The organism is Rhodococcus sp. LB1 (genome assembly GCF_001583455.1).
GTDB classification, from domain to species: domain Bacteria; phylum Actinomycetota; class Actinomycetes; order Mycobacteriales; family Mycobacteriaceae; genus Rhodococcus_F; species Rhodococcus_F opacus.
Genome location: NZ_LTCZ01000402.1, coordinates 1 through 15258, shown reverse-complemented (window position 1 = coordinate 15258; position 15258 = coordinate 1). Strand labels below are relative to the sequence as shown.

The 15258-nt window shown below is 67.7% G+C and carries 15 protein-coding genes; 9 read left to right on the top strand and 6 right to left on the bottom strand.

Annotated features, from left to right (window positions below; all coding sequences use genetic code 11):
- The first annotated feature begins 3 nt into the window (after window positions 1–3).
- Window positions 4–1872: a helix-turn-helix domain-containing protein gene (locus tag AZG88_RS39395; protein ID WP_179443267.1), complete on the top strand. Its 1869-nt coding sequence runs from the start codon at window positions 4–6 to the stop codon at window positions 1870–1872.
- 6 nt (window positions 1873–1878) lie between these two features.
- Here AZG88_RS39395 and AZG88_RS39390 read toward each other — a convergent pair whose 3' ends face one another.
- On the bottom strand, window positions 1879–2463 hold the full coding sequence (locus AZG88_RS39390) for a TetR/AcrR family transcriptional regulator (RefSeq protein WP_061041999.1): 585 nt from the start codon (window positions 2461–2463) through the stop codon (window positions 1879–1881).
- A gap of 101 nt (window positions 2464–2564) precedes the next feature.
- Here AZG88_RS39390 and AZG88_RS39385 point away from each other — a divergent pair, with 101 nt between their 5' ends.
- Genes AZG88_RS39385 through AZG88_RS39375 form a run of 3 tightly spaced genes read left to right on the top strand, consistent with a single transcriptional unit; the run spans window position 2565 to window position 5731 of the window.
- Window positions 2565–3707: an acyl-CoA dehydrogenase family protein gene (locus AZG88_RS39385; RefSeq protein ID WP_061041998.1), complete on the top strand. Its 1143-nt coding sequence runs from the start codon at window positions 2565–2567 to the stop codon at window positions 3705–3707.
- Between the two features lie 32 nt (window positions 3708–3739).
- Window positions 3740–4921: an acetyl-CoA C-acetyltransferase gene (locus AZG88_RS39380; protein ID WP_005249835.1), complete on the top strand. Its 1182-nt coding sequence runs from the start codon at window positions 3740–3742 to the stop codon at window positions 4919–4921.
- Between the two features lie 48 nt (window positions 4922–4969).
- Complete coding sequence (locus AZG88_RS39375) at window positions 4970–5731, top strand: SDR family NAD(P)-dependent oxidoreductase (protein WP_005249833.1); 762 nt, start codon at window positions 4970–4972, stop codon at window positions 5729–5731.
- Window positions 5732–5762: 31 nt separating this feature from the next.
- Here AZG88_RS39375 and AZG88_RS39370 read toward each other — a convergent pair whose 3' ends face one another.
- The 4 genes from AZG88_RS39370 to AZG88_RS39355 all read right to left on the bottom strand — a co-directional run bounded on the left by AZG88_RS39370 (window position 5763) and on the right by AZG88_RS39355 (window position 10006).
- Entirely contained in the window at window positions 5763–6743 is a 981-nt protein-coding gene (locus AZG88_RS39370) for an NAD(P)H-dependent flavin oxidoreductase (RefSeq protein WP_061041997.1), read from the bottom strand.
- 26 nt (window positions 6744–6769) lie between these two features.
- Window positions 6770–7591, bottom strand: coding sequence for an amidohydrolase family protein (locus tag AZG88_RS39365; RefSeq protein ID WP_061042030.1), 822 nt, complete (start codon window positions 7589–7591; stop codon window positions 6770–6772).
- Window positions 7592–7618: 27 nt separating this feature from the next.
- Complete coding sequence (locus AZG88_RS39360; RefSeq protein WP_061700748.1) at window positions 7619–8980, bottom strand: MFS transporter; 1362 nt, start codon at window positions 8978–8980, stop codon at window positions 7619–7621.
- A 171-nt stretch (window positions 8981–9151) separates the two neighbouring features.
- Entirely contained in the window at window positions 9152–10006 is an 855-nt protein-coding gene (locus AZG88_RS39355; protein ID WP_061042029.1) for a helix-turn-helix transcriptional regulator, read from the bottom strand.
- Window positions 10007–10174: 168 nt separating this feature from the next.
- Between AZG88_RS39355 and AZG88_RS39350 the strand changes: the two genes are divergently transcribed.
- Genes AZG88_RS39350 through AZG88_RS39340 form a run of 3 tightly spaced genes read left to right on the top strand, consistent with a single transcriptional unit; the run spans window position 10175 to window position 13629 of the window.
- Complete coding sequence (locus tag AZG88_RS39350) at window positions 10175–11791, top strand: AMP-binding protein (RefSeq protein WP_061041995.1); 1617 nt, start codon at window positions 10175–10177, stop codon at window positions 11789–11791.
- Between the two features lie 57 nt (window positions 11792–11848).
- Window positions 11849–12631 (top strand): enoyl-CoA hydratase/isomerase family protein, encoded by a 783-nt coding sequence (locus tag AZG88_RS39345; protein WP_061041994.1) that lies wholly within the window; start codon window positions 11849–11851, stop codon window positions 12629–12631.
- Entirely contained in the window at window positions 12628–13629 is a 1002-nt protein-coding gene (locus AZG88_RS39340) for an MBL fold metallo-hydrolase (RefSeq protein WP_197436114.1), read from the top strand. The genes AZG88_RS39345 and AZG88_RS39340 overlap by 4 nt, the downstream gene beginning before the upstream one ends.
- Here AZG88_RS39340 and AZG88_RS39335 read toward each other — a convergent pair.
- On the bottom strand, window positions 13559–14281 hold the full coding sequence (locus AZG88_RS39335; protein ID WP_231914351.1) for a LysE family translocator: 723 nt from the start codon (window positions 14279–14281) through the stop codon (window positions 13559–13561). The two genes, AZG88_RS39340 and AZG88_RS39335, sit on opposite strands and share 71 nt — an antisense overlap.
- A 122-nt stretch (window positions 14282–14403) precedes the next feature.
- Between AZG88_RS39335 and AZG88_RS39330 the strand changes: the two genes are divergently transcribed.
- Window positions 14404–14856 (top strand): Lrp/AsnC family transcriptional regulator, encoded by a 453-nt coding sequence (locus AZG88_RS39330; protein ID WP_037242979.1) that lies wholly within the window; start codon window positions 14404–14406, stop codon window positions 14854–14856.
- Between the two features lie 127 nt (window positions 14857–14983).
- Window positions 14984–15258 (top strand): LysR substrate-binding domain-containing protein (locus tag AZG88_RS39325; protein WP_231914350.1); only part of this gene is annotated, 275 nt, incomplete at its 3' end.

Genomic DNA, 15258 nt, shown 5'->3' with positions numbered 1-15258 from the left:
TGGATGGAGGCACCAGTGAGTACTGCCGATCGCGGCTGGATGGAACTGCTGCTCGACGACGCACCCATCGACGAACTCGATGCCCTCCGGCGCACGCTGATCGAGGAATCCGACGCGTCCGACAGGGCCGCGGTCGAACGCGAAGCCAACGCCGCACTCCGGCTCCGCGCGCAGCTCGACCAGCGCCAACAGCGCAGTAGGGAGTTGGCGGCGCTCAACGACATCGCCGTCCGGTTGACGACGGTCCGCTACGACCGGGTGTTGCTGCAGGAAGTGGTCGATCAGGCGCGGCAACTGCTCGGTGTGGATCTCGCCTACATGGGATCGGTCTACGACGAGGAATTCGTCATCGAGGTCACGAGCGGGGCCCTGACCCCGAACCTCGTCGGAATCCGACTGTCCCTGGACGAAGGACTCGTGGGCCTGATCGTCCGCAGGTCCGCGCCGGAGTGGACGCCCGACTACCAGAGCGAACCGGCGTTCCGGCACATCACCGGAGCCGACAGCGCAGCGCGGTCGGAGAACATGCGCGGCCTGCTCGGGGTGCCCCTGCGCGTCGCCGACCGCGTCATCGGTGCCCTGTTCGCGTGCAAGCGTCAGGAGCGGGCCTTCACCGAATCCGAGATCGCGCTGCTGTCGGCGCTGGCAGCCCATGCGGCGATCGCGATCGAGAACGTTCGCTCGTTGGAACGTGAGCGAGACACCGTCGCACGGCTCGAATCGGTGAACGCCGAATTATCGCAGCGCACAACCGAGCTCGAACAGATTCTGCAGTGGGATCGGACGCTGACTCAGGTGGTGCTACTCGGGGCGGGGGTGCAGCGTCTGGTGCAGGAGGTCGCCCAACTCTCCCGGCAACCGGCTTATTTCGTGCAGGACGAATCCGAGTTGCCCGTGGACCTGATGCCGCACGCCGACGAGGTGTCGGCGGCGGTCCGCGAGCTGCGGGCGGGCGGCAACGACCACGCCGAACGCGGCGAGGTGATCGCGCAGCGTGTCGCGGCTGCCGGCGAGATGCTCGGCGCGCTCCTGTCCGTGGGAGCCGGGCAGCCGACCACTCGCCTCCTGCTCGAACGCGCGGCACCCGCGATCGCGCTGTCGCTCGCCGAGGAACGTGCGGCGGGGGAGGCGACGCGTCGTGCACGGGATGCCTTTCTCGTCGACCTCTTGACCCATCCCGCCGCCACCGCACAGGACGAGCGCCGCCAACTGCGGTTGGCCGGGCTCAACCCCGACACGACGTACTGTGTCGCCGTGGCGATCGCCACGGGCCAGGACGCGGTCCGTACCGCTCTCGGGGCATTGCCCTTCCCTTCGGGAACCGTTGCCGCGGAACATGGTTCCCGCGCGCTGGCGGTCGTGCCCGCCAAGGATTCCGCCGCCGTCCAGGCGGTGTTCACCGCCGGACGGCTCGACGCGACGATCGGTATCGCGGAGCCCGCGCGTGGTGCGAAGGCGCTCGCGCGCGCCTACGTCGAAGCCCAGCAGACCGTCGACGTGCTCGACACATTGGGACGCGCTGGGGAGGTCTCGTCCGCGCGCGGTCTGGGCATCTACCGGATCCTGCTGAGCCACATGGCGCGCGAGCACCTCGACGAACTGACCGAGGCCCAACTGGGCCCGCTGATGACGGAGCAGGCCAAACGCGGAGTGCCGTTGCTGGAAACCCTGTCGGAGTATCTGGCGCACGGCCGCCACCATTCGGCGACCGCGTCGAGTCTCGGCGTGCACGTCAACACCCTCTACCAGCGTCTCGACGCGATCGACCGCCTCCTCGGCCCGGACTGGCGCAACCCCGACAAGGCTCTCGATCTGCAGGTGCTGATGCGGTTGCGGAGAACCGCGGAACTACTCGGCACCCGAACTCGGTGACACGGTTCAGGCGCTGATGCCGCCCGTGAGGATGGCGGCGAGTTCCGCGTAGGCGTGCGCGTCGTCGAGTCCGGTGCTGTCGCGGACCCCGCGCTGCTGGATGCGGACCATCATGGTGGCGGCGAGGTCGGCGGCGAAGGCGGCGTGCACGTCGCGGAAGTCCCCGCCGGCGACGCCTTCGGTGATCAACTCCTGAACTCGACCGGCCGCGAATTGGGTGTTCCGTTCGTACACCTCCCGTGCCGGCGGGAAGGCGTCGAGGTCGGCCATGAACTGGTCGGATGCGGCCGAGAGGGCGGTGCCCACGGCCGACAGGTAGGCGGTGATCCGCTCGCGCGGCCCGGTGATCGGCTCGATGTACGACTCGACGTCGTCGGTCGCGCGGCGGAAGAAGTGCACGGTAGCGGCCCGGACGAGCTGCTCTTTGCTGCCGGCGAGGGTGTACAGCGTCGACTTCGAACAGCGCAGCCGGTTCGCGATCTCGTCGAGCGTCAGGTGGGCGAACCCCTCGACCAGGATCAGGTCGACGAGGGCGTCGAAGAGCTGGGTGCGCCGTCGGGTGGCGAAACCGGGTCGGGTGGGCTGCTCCATGACAGAAATAGTACTGGGCAATGCCTTGCAGTACTATTTTGCAATCAGTACCCTGGGGCGTAATCCAGTACTGTTTTCCGTAGCCTTCTCGAGGAGAAACCGTGGCCGTCGATCGCTTGCTGCCTACTGACGAAGCCCGTGACCTGATCCAGCTCACGCGTGACGTCGCCGACAAGGTCCTGACGCCGATCGTCGACGAGCACGAGAAGGCGGAGACCTACCCCGAAGGCGTGTTCGCCACCCTCGGCGAGGCCGGACTGCTGAGCCTGCCGTACCCGGAGGAGTGGGGCGGCGGCGCACAGCCCTACGAGGTGTACCTGCAGGTGCTCGAGGAGATCGCCGCCCGCTGGGCATCTGTCGCGGTCGCGGTCAGCGTCCACAGCCTTGCCTGCCACCCGCTGATGGCGTTCGGCACGGACGAGCAGAAGCAGCAGTGGCTCCCGGAGATGCTCGGCGGCAGCACCATCGGCGCCTACAGCCTGTCCGAGCCGCAGGCCGGATCCGACGCCGCCGCACTGACCTGCAAGGCCACAGCGACCGACGGCGGGTACTTCGTCAACGGCGCGAAGGCGTGGATCACCCACGGCGGCATCGCCGATTTCTACAATCTCTTCGCTCGCACCGGTGAGGGATCGAAGGGGATCTCCTGCTTCCTGGTCCCGAGGGACACCGAGGGCCTGACGTTCGGCAAGCCCGAGGAGAAGATGGGCCTGCACGCCGTGCCGACGACGTCCGCGCATTACGACGACGCCTTCGTACCCGTGGAACGACGTATCGGCGCGGAGGGTCAGGGTCTGCAGATCGCGTTCAGCGCACTCGATTCCGGCCGCCTGGGCATCGCCGCGGTCGCCGTCGGTCTCGCACAGGCCGCCCTCGACGAGGCCGTCGCCTACGCCCAGGAGCGGACTGCGTTCGGCAAGAAGATCATCGACCACCAAGGGCTCGGCTTCCTGCTCGCCGACATGGCCGCCGCCGTCGACTCCGCGCGCGCCACCTACATCGACGCGGCCCGCCGCCGCGACGCCGGCCTGCCGTACTCCCGCAACGCGTCCGTCGCCAAGCTCGTCGCCACCGACGCCGCGATGAAGGTCGCCACCGACGCCGTCCAGGTGCTCGGCGGCTACGGCTACACCCGCGACTTCCGCGTCGAGCGGTATATGCGGGAAGCGAAGATCACGCAGATCTTCGAGGGCACCAACCAGATTCAGCGCCTGGTCATCAGCCGCGCCCTCGCCGCGAACTGACGCACCCACCCCCCAGAAAGGCTTCTCCTCACATGCCCACCTCTGTGATCGTCGCCGGCGCCCGTACCCCGATCGGCCGCCTGCAGGGTTCGCTCGCCGGGTTCTCCGGCGCCGACCTCGGTGCCATCGCCATCGACGCGGCGCTCGGCAAGGCCGGTGTGGCCCCGGACCAGGTGCAGTACGTCATCATGGGGCAGGTCCTCACCGCCGGCGCCGGGCAGATGCCCGCCCGTCAGGCCGCCGCGAAGGCCGGCATCCCGATGAGCACCCCCTCGCTGAACATCAACAAGGTCTGCCTGTCGGGGGTCGAGTCGATCATCCTCGCCGACCAGTTCATCCGGTCCGGCGCATTCGACGTGATCGTCGCCGGCGGCATGGAGTCGATGAGTCAGGCACCGCACCTGCTGCCCGGTTCACGCGGCGGTTTCAAGTACGGCGACGTCACCCTCGTCGACCACATGGCCCTCGACGGGTTGCACGACGCGTTCACCGATCAGCCGATGGGGCTGCTCACCGAGGCCGGCAACGACAGGGACGTCATCGCCCGCGAGGACCAGGACGCGTTCGCGGCCCGCTCGCACCAACTGGCCGCCAAGGCCTGGGACAACGGAATCTTCGACGACGAGGTCGTCCCGGTAGAGATCCCCGCCCGCAGAGGCGAGAGCACCTGGCTGCGCCGCGACGAAGGCATCCGCCCCGACACCACCGCCGACACGCTGGCGCGGTTGCGTGGCGCGTTCCGGGACGGCGGCACCGTCACCGCGGGGAACGCGTCGACGATCAACGACGGCGCCGCCGCCGTGGTGGTGATGAGCAGGGAACGCGCCGAGGCCGAGGGGCTGACCTGGCTGGCGGAGATCGGCGAGCACGGCATGGTCGCCGGACCGGATTCGGGTCTGCAGTTCCAGCCGTCCGGTGCCATCACGAAAGCCTGTGATGCGGCGGGTATCGCGCCGGCCGAGCTGGATCTGATCGAGATCAACGAGGCGTTCGCGGCGGTCGGGATCGCCTCCACCCGCGAACTCGGCGTCGACCCAGACCGGGTCAACGTCAACGGTGGTGCGATCGCCCTCGGTCACCCGATCGGCATGTCCGGCGCCCGGATCACCCTGCACCTCGCGCTCGAGTTGCAGCGCCGCGGCGGCGGCACCGGCGCCGTCGCCCTCTGCGGCGGCGGCGGACAGGGCGACGCCCTGATCCTGCGCGTCCCCTGACAACCCCGTTTACCCACCACTGCCGCAACCATATTCGAGGAGACCTTTGTGAAGATCGATGGAGCCGTCGCTGTCGTCACCGGCGGAGCATCCGGACTCGGTAACGCCACCGCCCGGGCCCTGCACGAGCGCGGCGCGCAGGTCGTGCTGCTGGACCTCCCGTCGTCCGACGGGGAAGTGGCTGCCAAGGAGATCGGGAAGGGCGCCTACTTCACGGCCGCCGACGTCACCTCCGCCGGTGACGTCACGTCCGCGATCGACTTCGCCGCGTCACTCGGCGACCTCCGCGTGGTGGTCAACTGCGCCGGAATTGCCACGCCCGGCAAGGTTCTCGGCAAAGCCGGCGCCCTTCCCCTCGCGGACTTCGAACGTGTCGTCCGCATCAACCTCGTCGGCACCTTCAACGTCCTGCGCCTCGCCGCGGAGAAGATCGCCCAGACCGAACCCGTCGACGGGGAACGCGGCGTCATCATCGACACCGCCTCCGTCGCCGCATTCGACGGCCAGATCGGCCAGCCCGCCTACGCGGCGTCCAAGGGCGGCGTCGCCGCCATGACGCTGCCGATCGCCCGCGAACTGGCCCGCCACCTCATCCGCGTCGTCACCATCGCGCCCGGAATCTTCGAAACGCCGATGATGGCCGGGCTTCCCGAGGAGGCCCAGAAGTCCCTCGGACAGCAGGTGCCGCACCCCTCCCGGCTCGGCAAGGCCACCGAATACGCCGCCCTCGCCGCGCACATCATCGACAACGCCATGCTCAACGGCGAAACCATCCGCCTCGACGGCGCCATCCGCATGGGACCCAAGTAGAGAATCGACGGTTGCTGCCGGCGGCACCGAGTCAGCGGGTGATCTGATCGGGCAGTGTACGGGTGATGATCTGCCGAGCCTCGGTGAGGATCGACCCGACCACCTCCTCGCAGCTGCCGATGTCGTGGATCAGGCCCTGGGCCTGACCGGCCCACCACATGCCGCCTTCGACGTCACCGTTGCCGTACACCTGCTCGCGGCCGCGGGCGCCGCTGGCCAAATGGGCGATATGGTCGAAGGTCGCACCCGGTTCGCGGGAGAGGGTCGCGATTTCTTCGGAGACCGAGTTGCGGGCAACGCGGGCGGAGTTGTGGAACTCGCGGAAGACGATGACGGTGTCGCGTTCGGTGTTGTCGACGATCTGTTGTTTGACGTTGTGGTGGATGGGCGCCTCAGTGGTTGCCATGAAACGGGTGCCCATGTTGACCGCGGATGCGCCGAGCGCGAGGGCGGCGACGAGTCCGGCGCCGGTGGCGATTCCGCCGCTGGCGATGATCGGGATCGACAGTGCCCGGGCCGCGGCGGGGATCAGCACGAGCCCGGGGACGTCGTCCTCGCCGGGGTGCCCGGCGCACTCGAAGCCGTCGATGCTGACGGCGTCGACCCCGAGTTGCTGCGCTTTGAGGGCGTGCCTCACCGAGACCGCCTTGTGGATCACCTTCACACCGGCCGCCCTGAAGGTGGGGAGGTGCGGCCCAGGGTTGCCGCCTGCGGTTTCGACAATCCGGATGCCGCTGTCGACGATGGCGTCGCGGTATTCGTCGTAGGGCACCGGCTGGATGGTCGGCAGGATCGTCAGATTGACCCCGAACGGCTTGTCGGTGAGGTCGCGGCAGCGGGCGATCTCCTTGACCAATGCCTCGGGGGTGGGCTGGGTGAGGGCGGTGAGGAATCCGAGTGCCCCGGCGTTGGCCACGGCGCTGATCAGATCCGCGGTGCCGACGGCGGTCATGCCGCCGCACACGATGGGGTGCTCGATCCCGAAGGTCCCGGTGAAGGTGTTGGTGAACATGTGCTTCCTAGCTGTTGCGTTGTCGGTCAGGAAGGGAGTTTGAACGCACGGATTGCGTTGTCGCGCAGGAATGCTGTGCGGGTCGGCTCGTCGAGTTCGAGTGTGCCCAACCCCGTGAGGCAGTCGGGTGCCGGCCAGGCGGGGTGGTTGGAACCGAACAGCACCTTGTGCCGGCCGTGCCCGCGAAGGTAGTCGACGATCTCCGCCGGATAACGGGACGTCTTGTACGCGGAGGTATCGATGTAGACGTTCGGGTACTTCGTGGCCAGCGAAATCGCTTCACCTGTCCACGGCACGCCGATGTGACCGGCGATGATCCGTAGTTCGGGGAATTCGAGTGCCACGCGATCGAGATACGGAATCGGACGCCCGGGTTCGGAGGGGCACAGCGGGCCGGTGTGGCCGATCTGGGTGCAGAAGGCGATGTCGAGGTCGCAGCACGCCGCGTACAGCGGGTAGTACCGGCGGTCGTCCGGCGGCAGGTCCCACAGCCACGGCAGGATCCGCAGTGCGCAGGCGCCGAATTCCTCGACAGACCGGCGCAGTTCCCGGACGGCTTCCATCGGCTGGTGGAGGTTGACCGAGGCGACCATGACGAAGCGGTCCGGGTGCCGTTTGACGATGTCCCCGACCTCGTCGTTGCTGATCAGCGGTCCCGTGGGGCCGTGCCAGGCGCTGAGCAGGCCCAGGTCGACGCCGGCTTCATCCATGCGGTCGAGCGTCCACGACACCGGCGGTTCGGCATCGGGGATGGTTCCCTTCGACCAGCGTCGCAGGGAGTCCAGGAACGGCATGTCGAGCCATCGCCGGGTCGGGTGCTGCATCCAGGAATCGATCGTGTCGGTCATCATATTGACTCTCGAAGTGCCTTCTTCTCAAGCGGTTTCGGCAACCGGACGGGACGCTCGGCTGACGTCCCCGGTTCCGATCCCTTCCATGTCGCGGTGCCGAGTTTCGGGCAGGGCGAGCGCGCAGGCGAAGCTGAGGAGGCCGAAGCCGGCGAGCATCCACCCGACCGCGGTGCTGCCGTATCGGGAGGTCAGTTCCGCGGCGAGCATGGGTGCGGTACCGCCGCCGATGACTCCGGCGATGGCGTAGGCCATGCCCGCGCCGGTGTAGCGGTATTCGGTGTGGAACATCTCCGGCAGCAGTGCCCCGGCAGGCCCGTAGGAGACGCCCATGATGACCAGGGCGAGGGCCAGGCCGGCGAGGAACGCGAGCGGGGAGCCGGTGTCGAGGAGGGGGAACAGCACCAGCCCGCCGGGGATCGCCACGAGGCAGGAGGCGAGCACCATCTTGCGGCGGCCGATTCGGTCGGAGTAGATGGCGGACAGGATGATCGCGGCACAGAAGACGGCGGCGGCGATCAGGCCGAGGGAGAGCACTGTGGTGCGGCTGAGACCAAGGGTGGCGGTGCCGTACGACGTGAGGTACGCGGTGCCGATGTAGAAGAACGCGAACATCATCGCCAAGGATCCGGCGGCGACGAGCAACTCACGGGGCTGGCTCTTGAAGACTCCGAGGAGCGGCCCCGCACCGGCGCGGCGGGCCCGGGTGGCCTGCCGGGCGAACATCGGGGTCTCCTCCACCTTCAGCCGGACATAGAGGCCGATCAGCACGAGGAGGGCGCTGGCGATGAAGGGAATCCGCCAGCCGTAGTCGAGGAACACCTGCGAGGTCTCGCCGACGAAGAGGTTGACCGCAAGGAAGGTGCCGTTGGACAACGCGAAGGCCAGCGAGGGCCCCAGTTGCGGGAACACCGCGTACAGGCCCCGTTTGCCGGTGGGGGCGTATTCGGTGGCCAGCAGGGTTGCCCCGGCCCATTCACCGCCGACGGCGAGGCCCTGCGCGATCCGAAGCGCGATCAGGGCAAGTGGTGCGGCCACGCCGATCGTGCCGGCGCCGGGCAGGAGTCCGATGAGCACGGTGCTGATCCCCATCAGCAGCAGTGTGCTGACCAGGGTCTTCTTGCGGCCGATCCGATCACCGAAATGGCCGAAGATCGCGGCGCCGAGGGGGCGGGCGACGAACGCGACGGCGAACGTGGCGAAGGAGGCGACGGTGCCGGCGGCGGTGCCGAGGGCGGGGAAGAAGACCTTCGGGAAGACCAGTGCCGCCGCGGTGCCGTAGATGAAGAAGTCGTAGAACTCGATGGTGGTGCCGGTGCAGCTTGCTATGGCGACGCGACGCATCGGGGTGGTCGGTGGGTTTTTCACCGGATCGACGGTTCGGGACATCTGAGATCTCCTGCTCGGTGGGCCCGTCCGCCCGCTGGCGGAGGACTGAGTACGACGAGCAGTGTGAGCGCCGTTACACCCAGCGCAACACCCTCCTAAGTGGGTTACCTACCGGGACAGCTACTTTCGGGGGTACGGTCCGCGCCGTGCCATGCCCGCATCGCGGCAGGGTCAGCGGAGGAAACCGCGCTCGCGGGCTGCGAGGATCGCCTGCACACGGTTGGTCGCGTGCAGTTTGCGCATGGCGCTCTTGAGGTAGGACTTCACCGTGTTGGGCAGCAAGCCGAGGGCCTCGGCGACCTCGCGGTTGCTCAGACCCCGCGCCACGTGTTCGAGCACGTCGATCTCGCGGGGCCGGAGCAAGGTCGGTGGACCCTGGGATCCGGCCGGCGTCGGGACGGGTGCGAACCGGTTCCCGACGGCCTCGACCCGGGCGCGCAGGGTGACGTCCTCGATCTGGCCGGCCAGGTCCGTCAGTTCCTGGGCGATATCGTGCAGGTCGGCTCGGCTGAGCACCATCCGGTCGGAATCGGTGTTGTTTCGCATCAAGCTCAGCCGCCGCCGTACCTCGTCCTCGACCGCGATGTCGCGCTCCAGCCGACGGACCAGCGGTGTGAAGCTGTCGAACCAGCGGTCGCCCAAGCGCACGTGGGTTCGGGCCGCCAGGTAGACGAGGATCCGGGGTACACGGTCGACGATGATCGGAAGCGCGGCCAGGGTCTCGATCGCCTCCGGTCGCACGGCGTGGTCGTAGACGTGGGTGATGCCTTGCGCCGAGAAATAGTCGGCCACCGACACCGGTCGCGCGAGCATCAGTGCCTTGCCGCCGAGTCCCTCGCCGTTGCGAACGATCAGGTTCACCGCCGAGCGAGTGCGGACCCCGGTCAGGTCGGTGATCTCCATCGCCGCTGCCCCGTGATGCACCGGCCCACCGAACACCATGTCCATACCGGCGTGCTTGCGGAGAGTTTCCAGCGAGCGCGCGAGGATGCGCCGTTCGATCGGCGTATCGGTTTCGAATGACATGGTCACGTCGGCCTCCAACTAAACATCTGATGCCGAGGCTAGTGAGTGTCGTCACACCGTGGCAACGTCGTACCCCCGAAGGTGGGTACGACATTCCCCGACCTACCTTCGGGGGTCCCGCTCCGTTCGTTTCACAGGTCACATTCCTCCCGGAACGGAGGAACACACATGAACACCAGGCTGAGTCATAGCGTCGGTCCGACCGAGCGGGCGCTGCTGGAGATGACGATCGGCGACAACTTCGACCGGACCGCCGCGAGATTTCCCGAGCGCGAGGCTGTGGTCGACGTTCCCACGGGCCGGCGGTGGACGTACGCCGGCCTCCGCGCCGACGTCGATGCGCTGGCTTCTGCCCTGCTCGAAGAGGGGATCGTCCCCGGGGACAGGGTTGCGATCTGGGCCCCGAGCTGTCCTGAATGGGTGCTGGTGCAGTTCGCCGCGGCGAAGGTGGGTGCCATCCTGGTGACCCTCAATCCCGCATACCGCTCCCACGAACTCGAGTACGTCCTCACCCAGTCTGGGATCCGGCTGGTGTTCGCGGTCCCGTCGTTCAAGACCTCCGACTACGAGGCGATGGTCACGGAGGTTTCGCCCCGGTGTCCGGGGCTCGATCGGGTGATAATTTTCGGCAGCGACGAGTGGGATTCATTGCTGATCCGCGGAGATCAGGCCTCATCGGAACGGCTCACCGCAGTGCAGGCGGGCCTGTCACCGCACGACCCGATCAACATCCAGTACACGTCGGGGACCACCGGTTTCCCGAAGGGCGTCACTCTCTCGCACCGCAACATCCTCAACAACGGGTTCTTCGTCGGCGAGTTGCTCGGCTACACCGAGCAGGACCGGATCTGCGTCCCGGTGCCGTTCTACCACTGCTTCGGCATGGTCATGGGCAACCTCGGGGCCAGCACGCACGGCGCGTGTGTCGTCATTCCGTCACCGTCGTTCGACCCGGTCGCCACGCTGACAGCCTGTGCGCACGAGCAGTGCACCTCGGTGTACGGGGTTCCGACGATGTTCATCAGCATGCTCGATGTCCCGAATTTCGCGTCCTACGACCTGTCGTCGGTCCGCACCGGCGCGATGGCGGGCTCACCGTGCCCGGTGGAGATCATGAAGCAGGTCACCCAGTGGGTACCGGAGGTGGCAATCGCCTACGGAATGACCGAGACATCCCCTGCCTCCACGCAGACCTGGGTGGACGACTCCCTGGACCGCCGGGTGTCCACCGTCGGCCGCGCCCACCCCCACGTGGAGGTCAAGGTCGTCGATCCCGCAACCGGCGAGACCGTGCCACGGGGACGATCCGGTGAATTGTGTATCCGGGGCTACTCGGTGATGCTCGGCTACTGGAACGAACCCGAGAGGACCACCAAGGCCATCGACGCCGACGGCTGGATCCACAGCGGCGACCTCGCGGTCATGGACGAGGACGGGTTCGTCGCCATCACCGGGCGCATCAAGGACATGGTGATCCGCGGCGGGGAGAACATCTACCCGCGGGAGATCGAGGAGTTCCTCTACACCCATCCCGACATCCTGGACGCGCAGGTGATCGGGGTACCCGACACCAAGTACGGGGAAGAGCTGATGGTCTGGCTGCGGCTGCGCGAGGGAGCCGAGAAGATCGACGCGTCGAGCCTGCGGGAGTTCTGTAAGGGCAGAATCGCGCATTTCAAGATCCCGCGCTACGTGCACTGCGTCGACCAGTTCCCCATGACCGTCAGCGGCAAGGTCCGCAAGGTGGAGATGCGGGAACAAGCCCTTCAGATCCTCGGGCTGTAGGCCCGAACACGCCCATACTCGAACCACATTCACGACAATCTGTACGGAGGAATTTGCATGAGCTGGACAATCGAACGGCGTGGTCGCGTCGCCGTGGTGACGATGAACACCAACCCGGTCAACGCGCAGAACCGCGCCTTCTTCGCCGACCTGCACGACGCGTTCGACCGACTCGAACGCGACCACCCGCAGTCCCCGGTGGTGCTGACCGGGACTGGTACCCGATTCTCGGCCGGACTCGATCTCGGAGAACACTTTCCGCTCTTCGCCGGGGACACCGAGGCGGTCGCGTCCTGGTTCCGGGACTACCGGGCGACGAACATGCGGCTGTTCACCTATCCGCGGCCGACGGTGGCCGCGGTGAACGGGCACGCGTTCGCCGGGGGCCTGATCACCGCCGCCGTGTGTGATCGCCGCGTCGCCGTCCCCGACGGCGCCCGATTCGGGATCAACGAGGTGCCGATCGGAATCCCGATGCCCGCGGTGTATCTGCGGATGCTGGCCTACGCCTGGGGAGAACCCGTGGCGTCGCGCACCTGCTTGCAGGGCGAGATCTTCACCTCGGACGAGGCGTACTCCATGGGCATCGTGCACGAACTGGTGCCGGCGGAGGAACTACTCGATCGGGCCGTCGCCATCGCCGAGTCGACCCCCGAGGACTGCATCGAGAACTACGCCTACACCAAGCGGGCCCTGCAGGCCGCAGCCCTGCGCGACATCGCGGACCTCTCCGACCCACTGGACCGGAACGAGCTGGCCGCAGGCATGACGAGCGAGCCGTCCCGGCGCGCCCACCGCCGGTACTGGGAACAGCTCAAGGGCCGCCCCGCGGAGTGGTGAGCGGGGTGGACAGCGGCGCGGATGAACGGCTGCCGGACTGGGTGATCTGGCGGCAGCGGCCGTTTCCCGATGCCAACCTGCTGCTGATCGACGGGCGGGAACCGGCGCTCGTCGACAGCGGCTTCGTCGGGCACGCGCAGCGGACAGCCGAATGGGTGCGCGCGCACAGCGGCAACCTCACCCGGGTCGTGAACACGCACTGGCACGCCGACCACGTCGGCGGCAACGGTCTACTGCAGGCGGGGGGCGCCGGCATCGCGGCCGGCGCCCCGGACGCCGACGCCATCGCCCGACGTGACCCGGGCTGCTGTGCAGCGGAGTACCTCGACCAGCCGGTTGCCCCCTATACCGTCGACGAGCCGCTCGACGACGGGCAACTACTCCGGCTCGGTGACGCCGACTGGGAAGTCCTCCACACGCCGGGCCACACTCCCGGCCACGTGGCGTTGTGGCAACCCGAGGAGCGACTACTGGTGGTCGGAGATGCGCTGTCCGACTACGACGTCGGCTGGGTCAACCTCGCCCTCGACGGGCCTGACGCCGCGACTACCGCTCTCGCCTCGCTGCAACGACTGGCCGACCTCGAGCCGCGGGTCCTGTTGCCCGCCCACGGCCCGATTCCCGCCGAACCCACCGCCGCATTCGCTGCCGCACTGCGTCGCGGCCGGCGTCTCGTCGACGACCCGGACGGGGCAATATGGTACGGCGCCCGGCGAATATTCGCCTTCGCGTTGATGATTCGCGGCGGCATCTCCGCCGGCGAGGTCGAGTCCTACCTGCTCGCGCGCGCGTGGCTCGTCGACGCGGCCGGGCTGCTGCGCAGGACACCCGAAACCCTGGCCGCCGAACTGATCGACACCATGATCCGCAGCGGCGCCGTCGTGGTTCGGGACAACCGACTTCACGCGGCCGCCGAATACAGCCCGGTCATGCCGGAAACGCTGCAGGCTCCGTTCCCTCGGGCCTGGCCGGCGCCGGCAGGCCGGCGAGGCCTGTGAACATACCGCTGTCGCCGAGGCTATCCGGCCACGCCTCGAACAGCAGCACTACACCGATCACGATCATCGCCGCCCCCGACACCCAGGTCACCACCCGCGCCGCGGCTGGCCGTGCCCGCAGCACCACCCGCGCCCCAGTCCCCACCCCCGTGTAGACGACCGCGCAGTTGGCCGTGTGCACCAAACCCAACAGCACAATCTGCAGCGCGAGCGGCCACCGCGCGCCCGCGTTGGTGAACTGCGGCAGCAGCGCCAGAAACAGCAGAAACACCTTCGGGTTCAGTCCACTGATTCCCAGTCCTTCGACCGCCTGCCGAACCCACGATTCCGACGCCTGTTCCGCCCCTGCCTGCGGCAGCGCCACGGGGTTTGCGAGCATCGCGATCCCGAGCCACACCAGGTACGCCGCCCCGACCGCCGTCAACGCGGTCAGTACCAACGGCGAGCGGGCCACCAACGACGCGACGCCGGCGGCCACCACCACAGTCATCGCCACATGGCCCGTCAACAGTCCACCCACCGCGGGCACCACGGTGCGATGCCGCAGCCCCGCCGCGATCGCGTACGCCCAATCCGCCCCCGGCGTCAGCACGAACAGAAAAGACACCGCCCAGAACGCAGCAACGGTACCGATCGCCATGATCTCACTCATCCTTCACACTCTCGGAACACCAGAACGCCCGGCGGTCCCGATAAGAAAGATTAGAAAGAACGGGGGAGAAAACGTTGCCAAAGATTCCCTGAACACCACCGTGGTGGGGGAAAATCTTCCACATGGATAACGTAGACAGGAAAATTCTTGCCGAGCTCCAGCAAGATGGTCGACTCACCCTCACCGAACTCGCCGATCGAGTCCGACTCAGCATCTCGCCCTGCCACCGCCGCCTGCGCGCACTGGAGAGCTCCGGCGCGATCAGCGGTTACCGCGCACAACTCGACGCCCGCGCACTGGGCCTCACCTTCGAGGCGCTCGTCTTCGTCACCATGCGCGCCGCCGACCGCGACACCATCGAGGAATTCGAACAGGCCGTCGCCGCCATTCCCCATGTCCTGCAGGCTCAACGATTGTTCGGCGACCCCGACTACCTCCTTCGGGTCATCACCCGCGACCTACCCGGCTTCCAGACGCTCTACGACGAAAGCCTCGCCACCCTCCCCGGCGTCCAGCGCCTCAGCTCCACCCTCGTCATGAAGAGCGTGGCCGACAATCGACCCTTGCCCCTATGAGGGATCGATTAGCTTCAGCGAATCACGCGGACAGGGCTGATCGAACCCGACCCCATAGTTACCGCGTGATCGTAGGGAACGTCGGCCGGGACCGGCCAGGGCCCCTCGGCTTGCCGGAGAACCGTTCGTGGCCCTGCCTCCGCACGAAGGCTCGGTACTGGGCGACCGGTTGCGCAGGCTGAGCCTGGGGGCGGGATTCGACCCCGACATCGTGCAAAGAGCACCCGATTCGTGGACCGCCATGGCGCTGGTGGGCGCCGAAGTCGGATGCTCCCTGACGGTGTCGTCAGTCGCGGAGAACGTGACGGACCCGCATGTGCACTTCCTGCGGGTGCTCGACGAGACCCTGCCGATCCATCTGCGCATGGCGTGGCGCCCGACCTCGGACAACCCGGCCCTGCC

Excerpts from the sequence above, each read along its gene's own strand:
- AZG88_RS39395 (WP_179443267.1), top strand. The coding sequence starts at position 4 with ATGGAGGCACCAGTGAGTACTGCCGATCGCGGCTGGATGGAACTGCTG.
- AZG88_RS39390 (WP_061041999.1), bottom strand. The coding sequence starts at position 2,463 with ATGGAGCAGCCCACCCGACCCGGTTTCGCCACCCGACGGCGCACCCAG.
- AZG88_RS39380 (WP_005249835.1), top strand. The coding sequence starts at position 3,740 with ATGCCCACCTCTGTGATCGTCGCCGGCGCCCGTACCCCGATCGGCCGC.
- AZG88_RS39370 (WP_061041997.1), bottom strand. The coding sequence starts at position 6,743 with ATGTTCACCAACACCTTCACCGGGACCTTCGGGATCGAGCACCCCATC.
- AZG88_RS39365 (WP_061042030.1), bottom strand. The coding sequence starts at position 7,591 with ATGACCGACACGATCGATTCCTGGATGCAGCACCCGACCCGGCGATGG.
- AZG88_RS39360 (WP_061700748.1), bottom strand. The coding sequence starts at position 8,980 with ATGTCCCGAACCGTCGATCCGGTGAAAAACCCACCGACCACCCCGATG.
- AZG88_RS39355 (WP_061042029.1), bottom strand. The coding sequence starts at position 10,006 with ATGTCATTCGAAACCGATACGCCGATCGAACGGCGCATCCTCGCGCGC.
- AZG88_RS39350 (WP_061041995.1), top strand. The coding sequence starts at position 10,175 with ATGAACACCAGGCTGAGTCATAGCGTCGGTCCGACCGAGCGGGCGCTG.
- AZG88_RS39345 (WP_061041994.1), top strand. The coding sequence starts at position 11,849 with ATGAGCTGGACAATCGAACGGCGTGGTCGCGTCGCCGTGGTGACGATG.
- AZG88_RS39335 (WP_231914351.1), bottom strand. The coding sequence starts at position 14,281 with ATGAGTGAGATCATGGCGATCGGTACCGTTGCTGCGTTCTGGGCGGTG.
- AZG88_RS39330 (WP_037242979.1), top strand. The coding sequence starts at position 14,404 with ATGGATAACGTAGACAGGAAAATTCTTGCCGAGCTCCAGCAAGATGGT.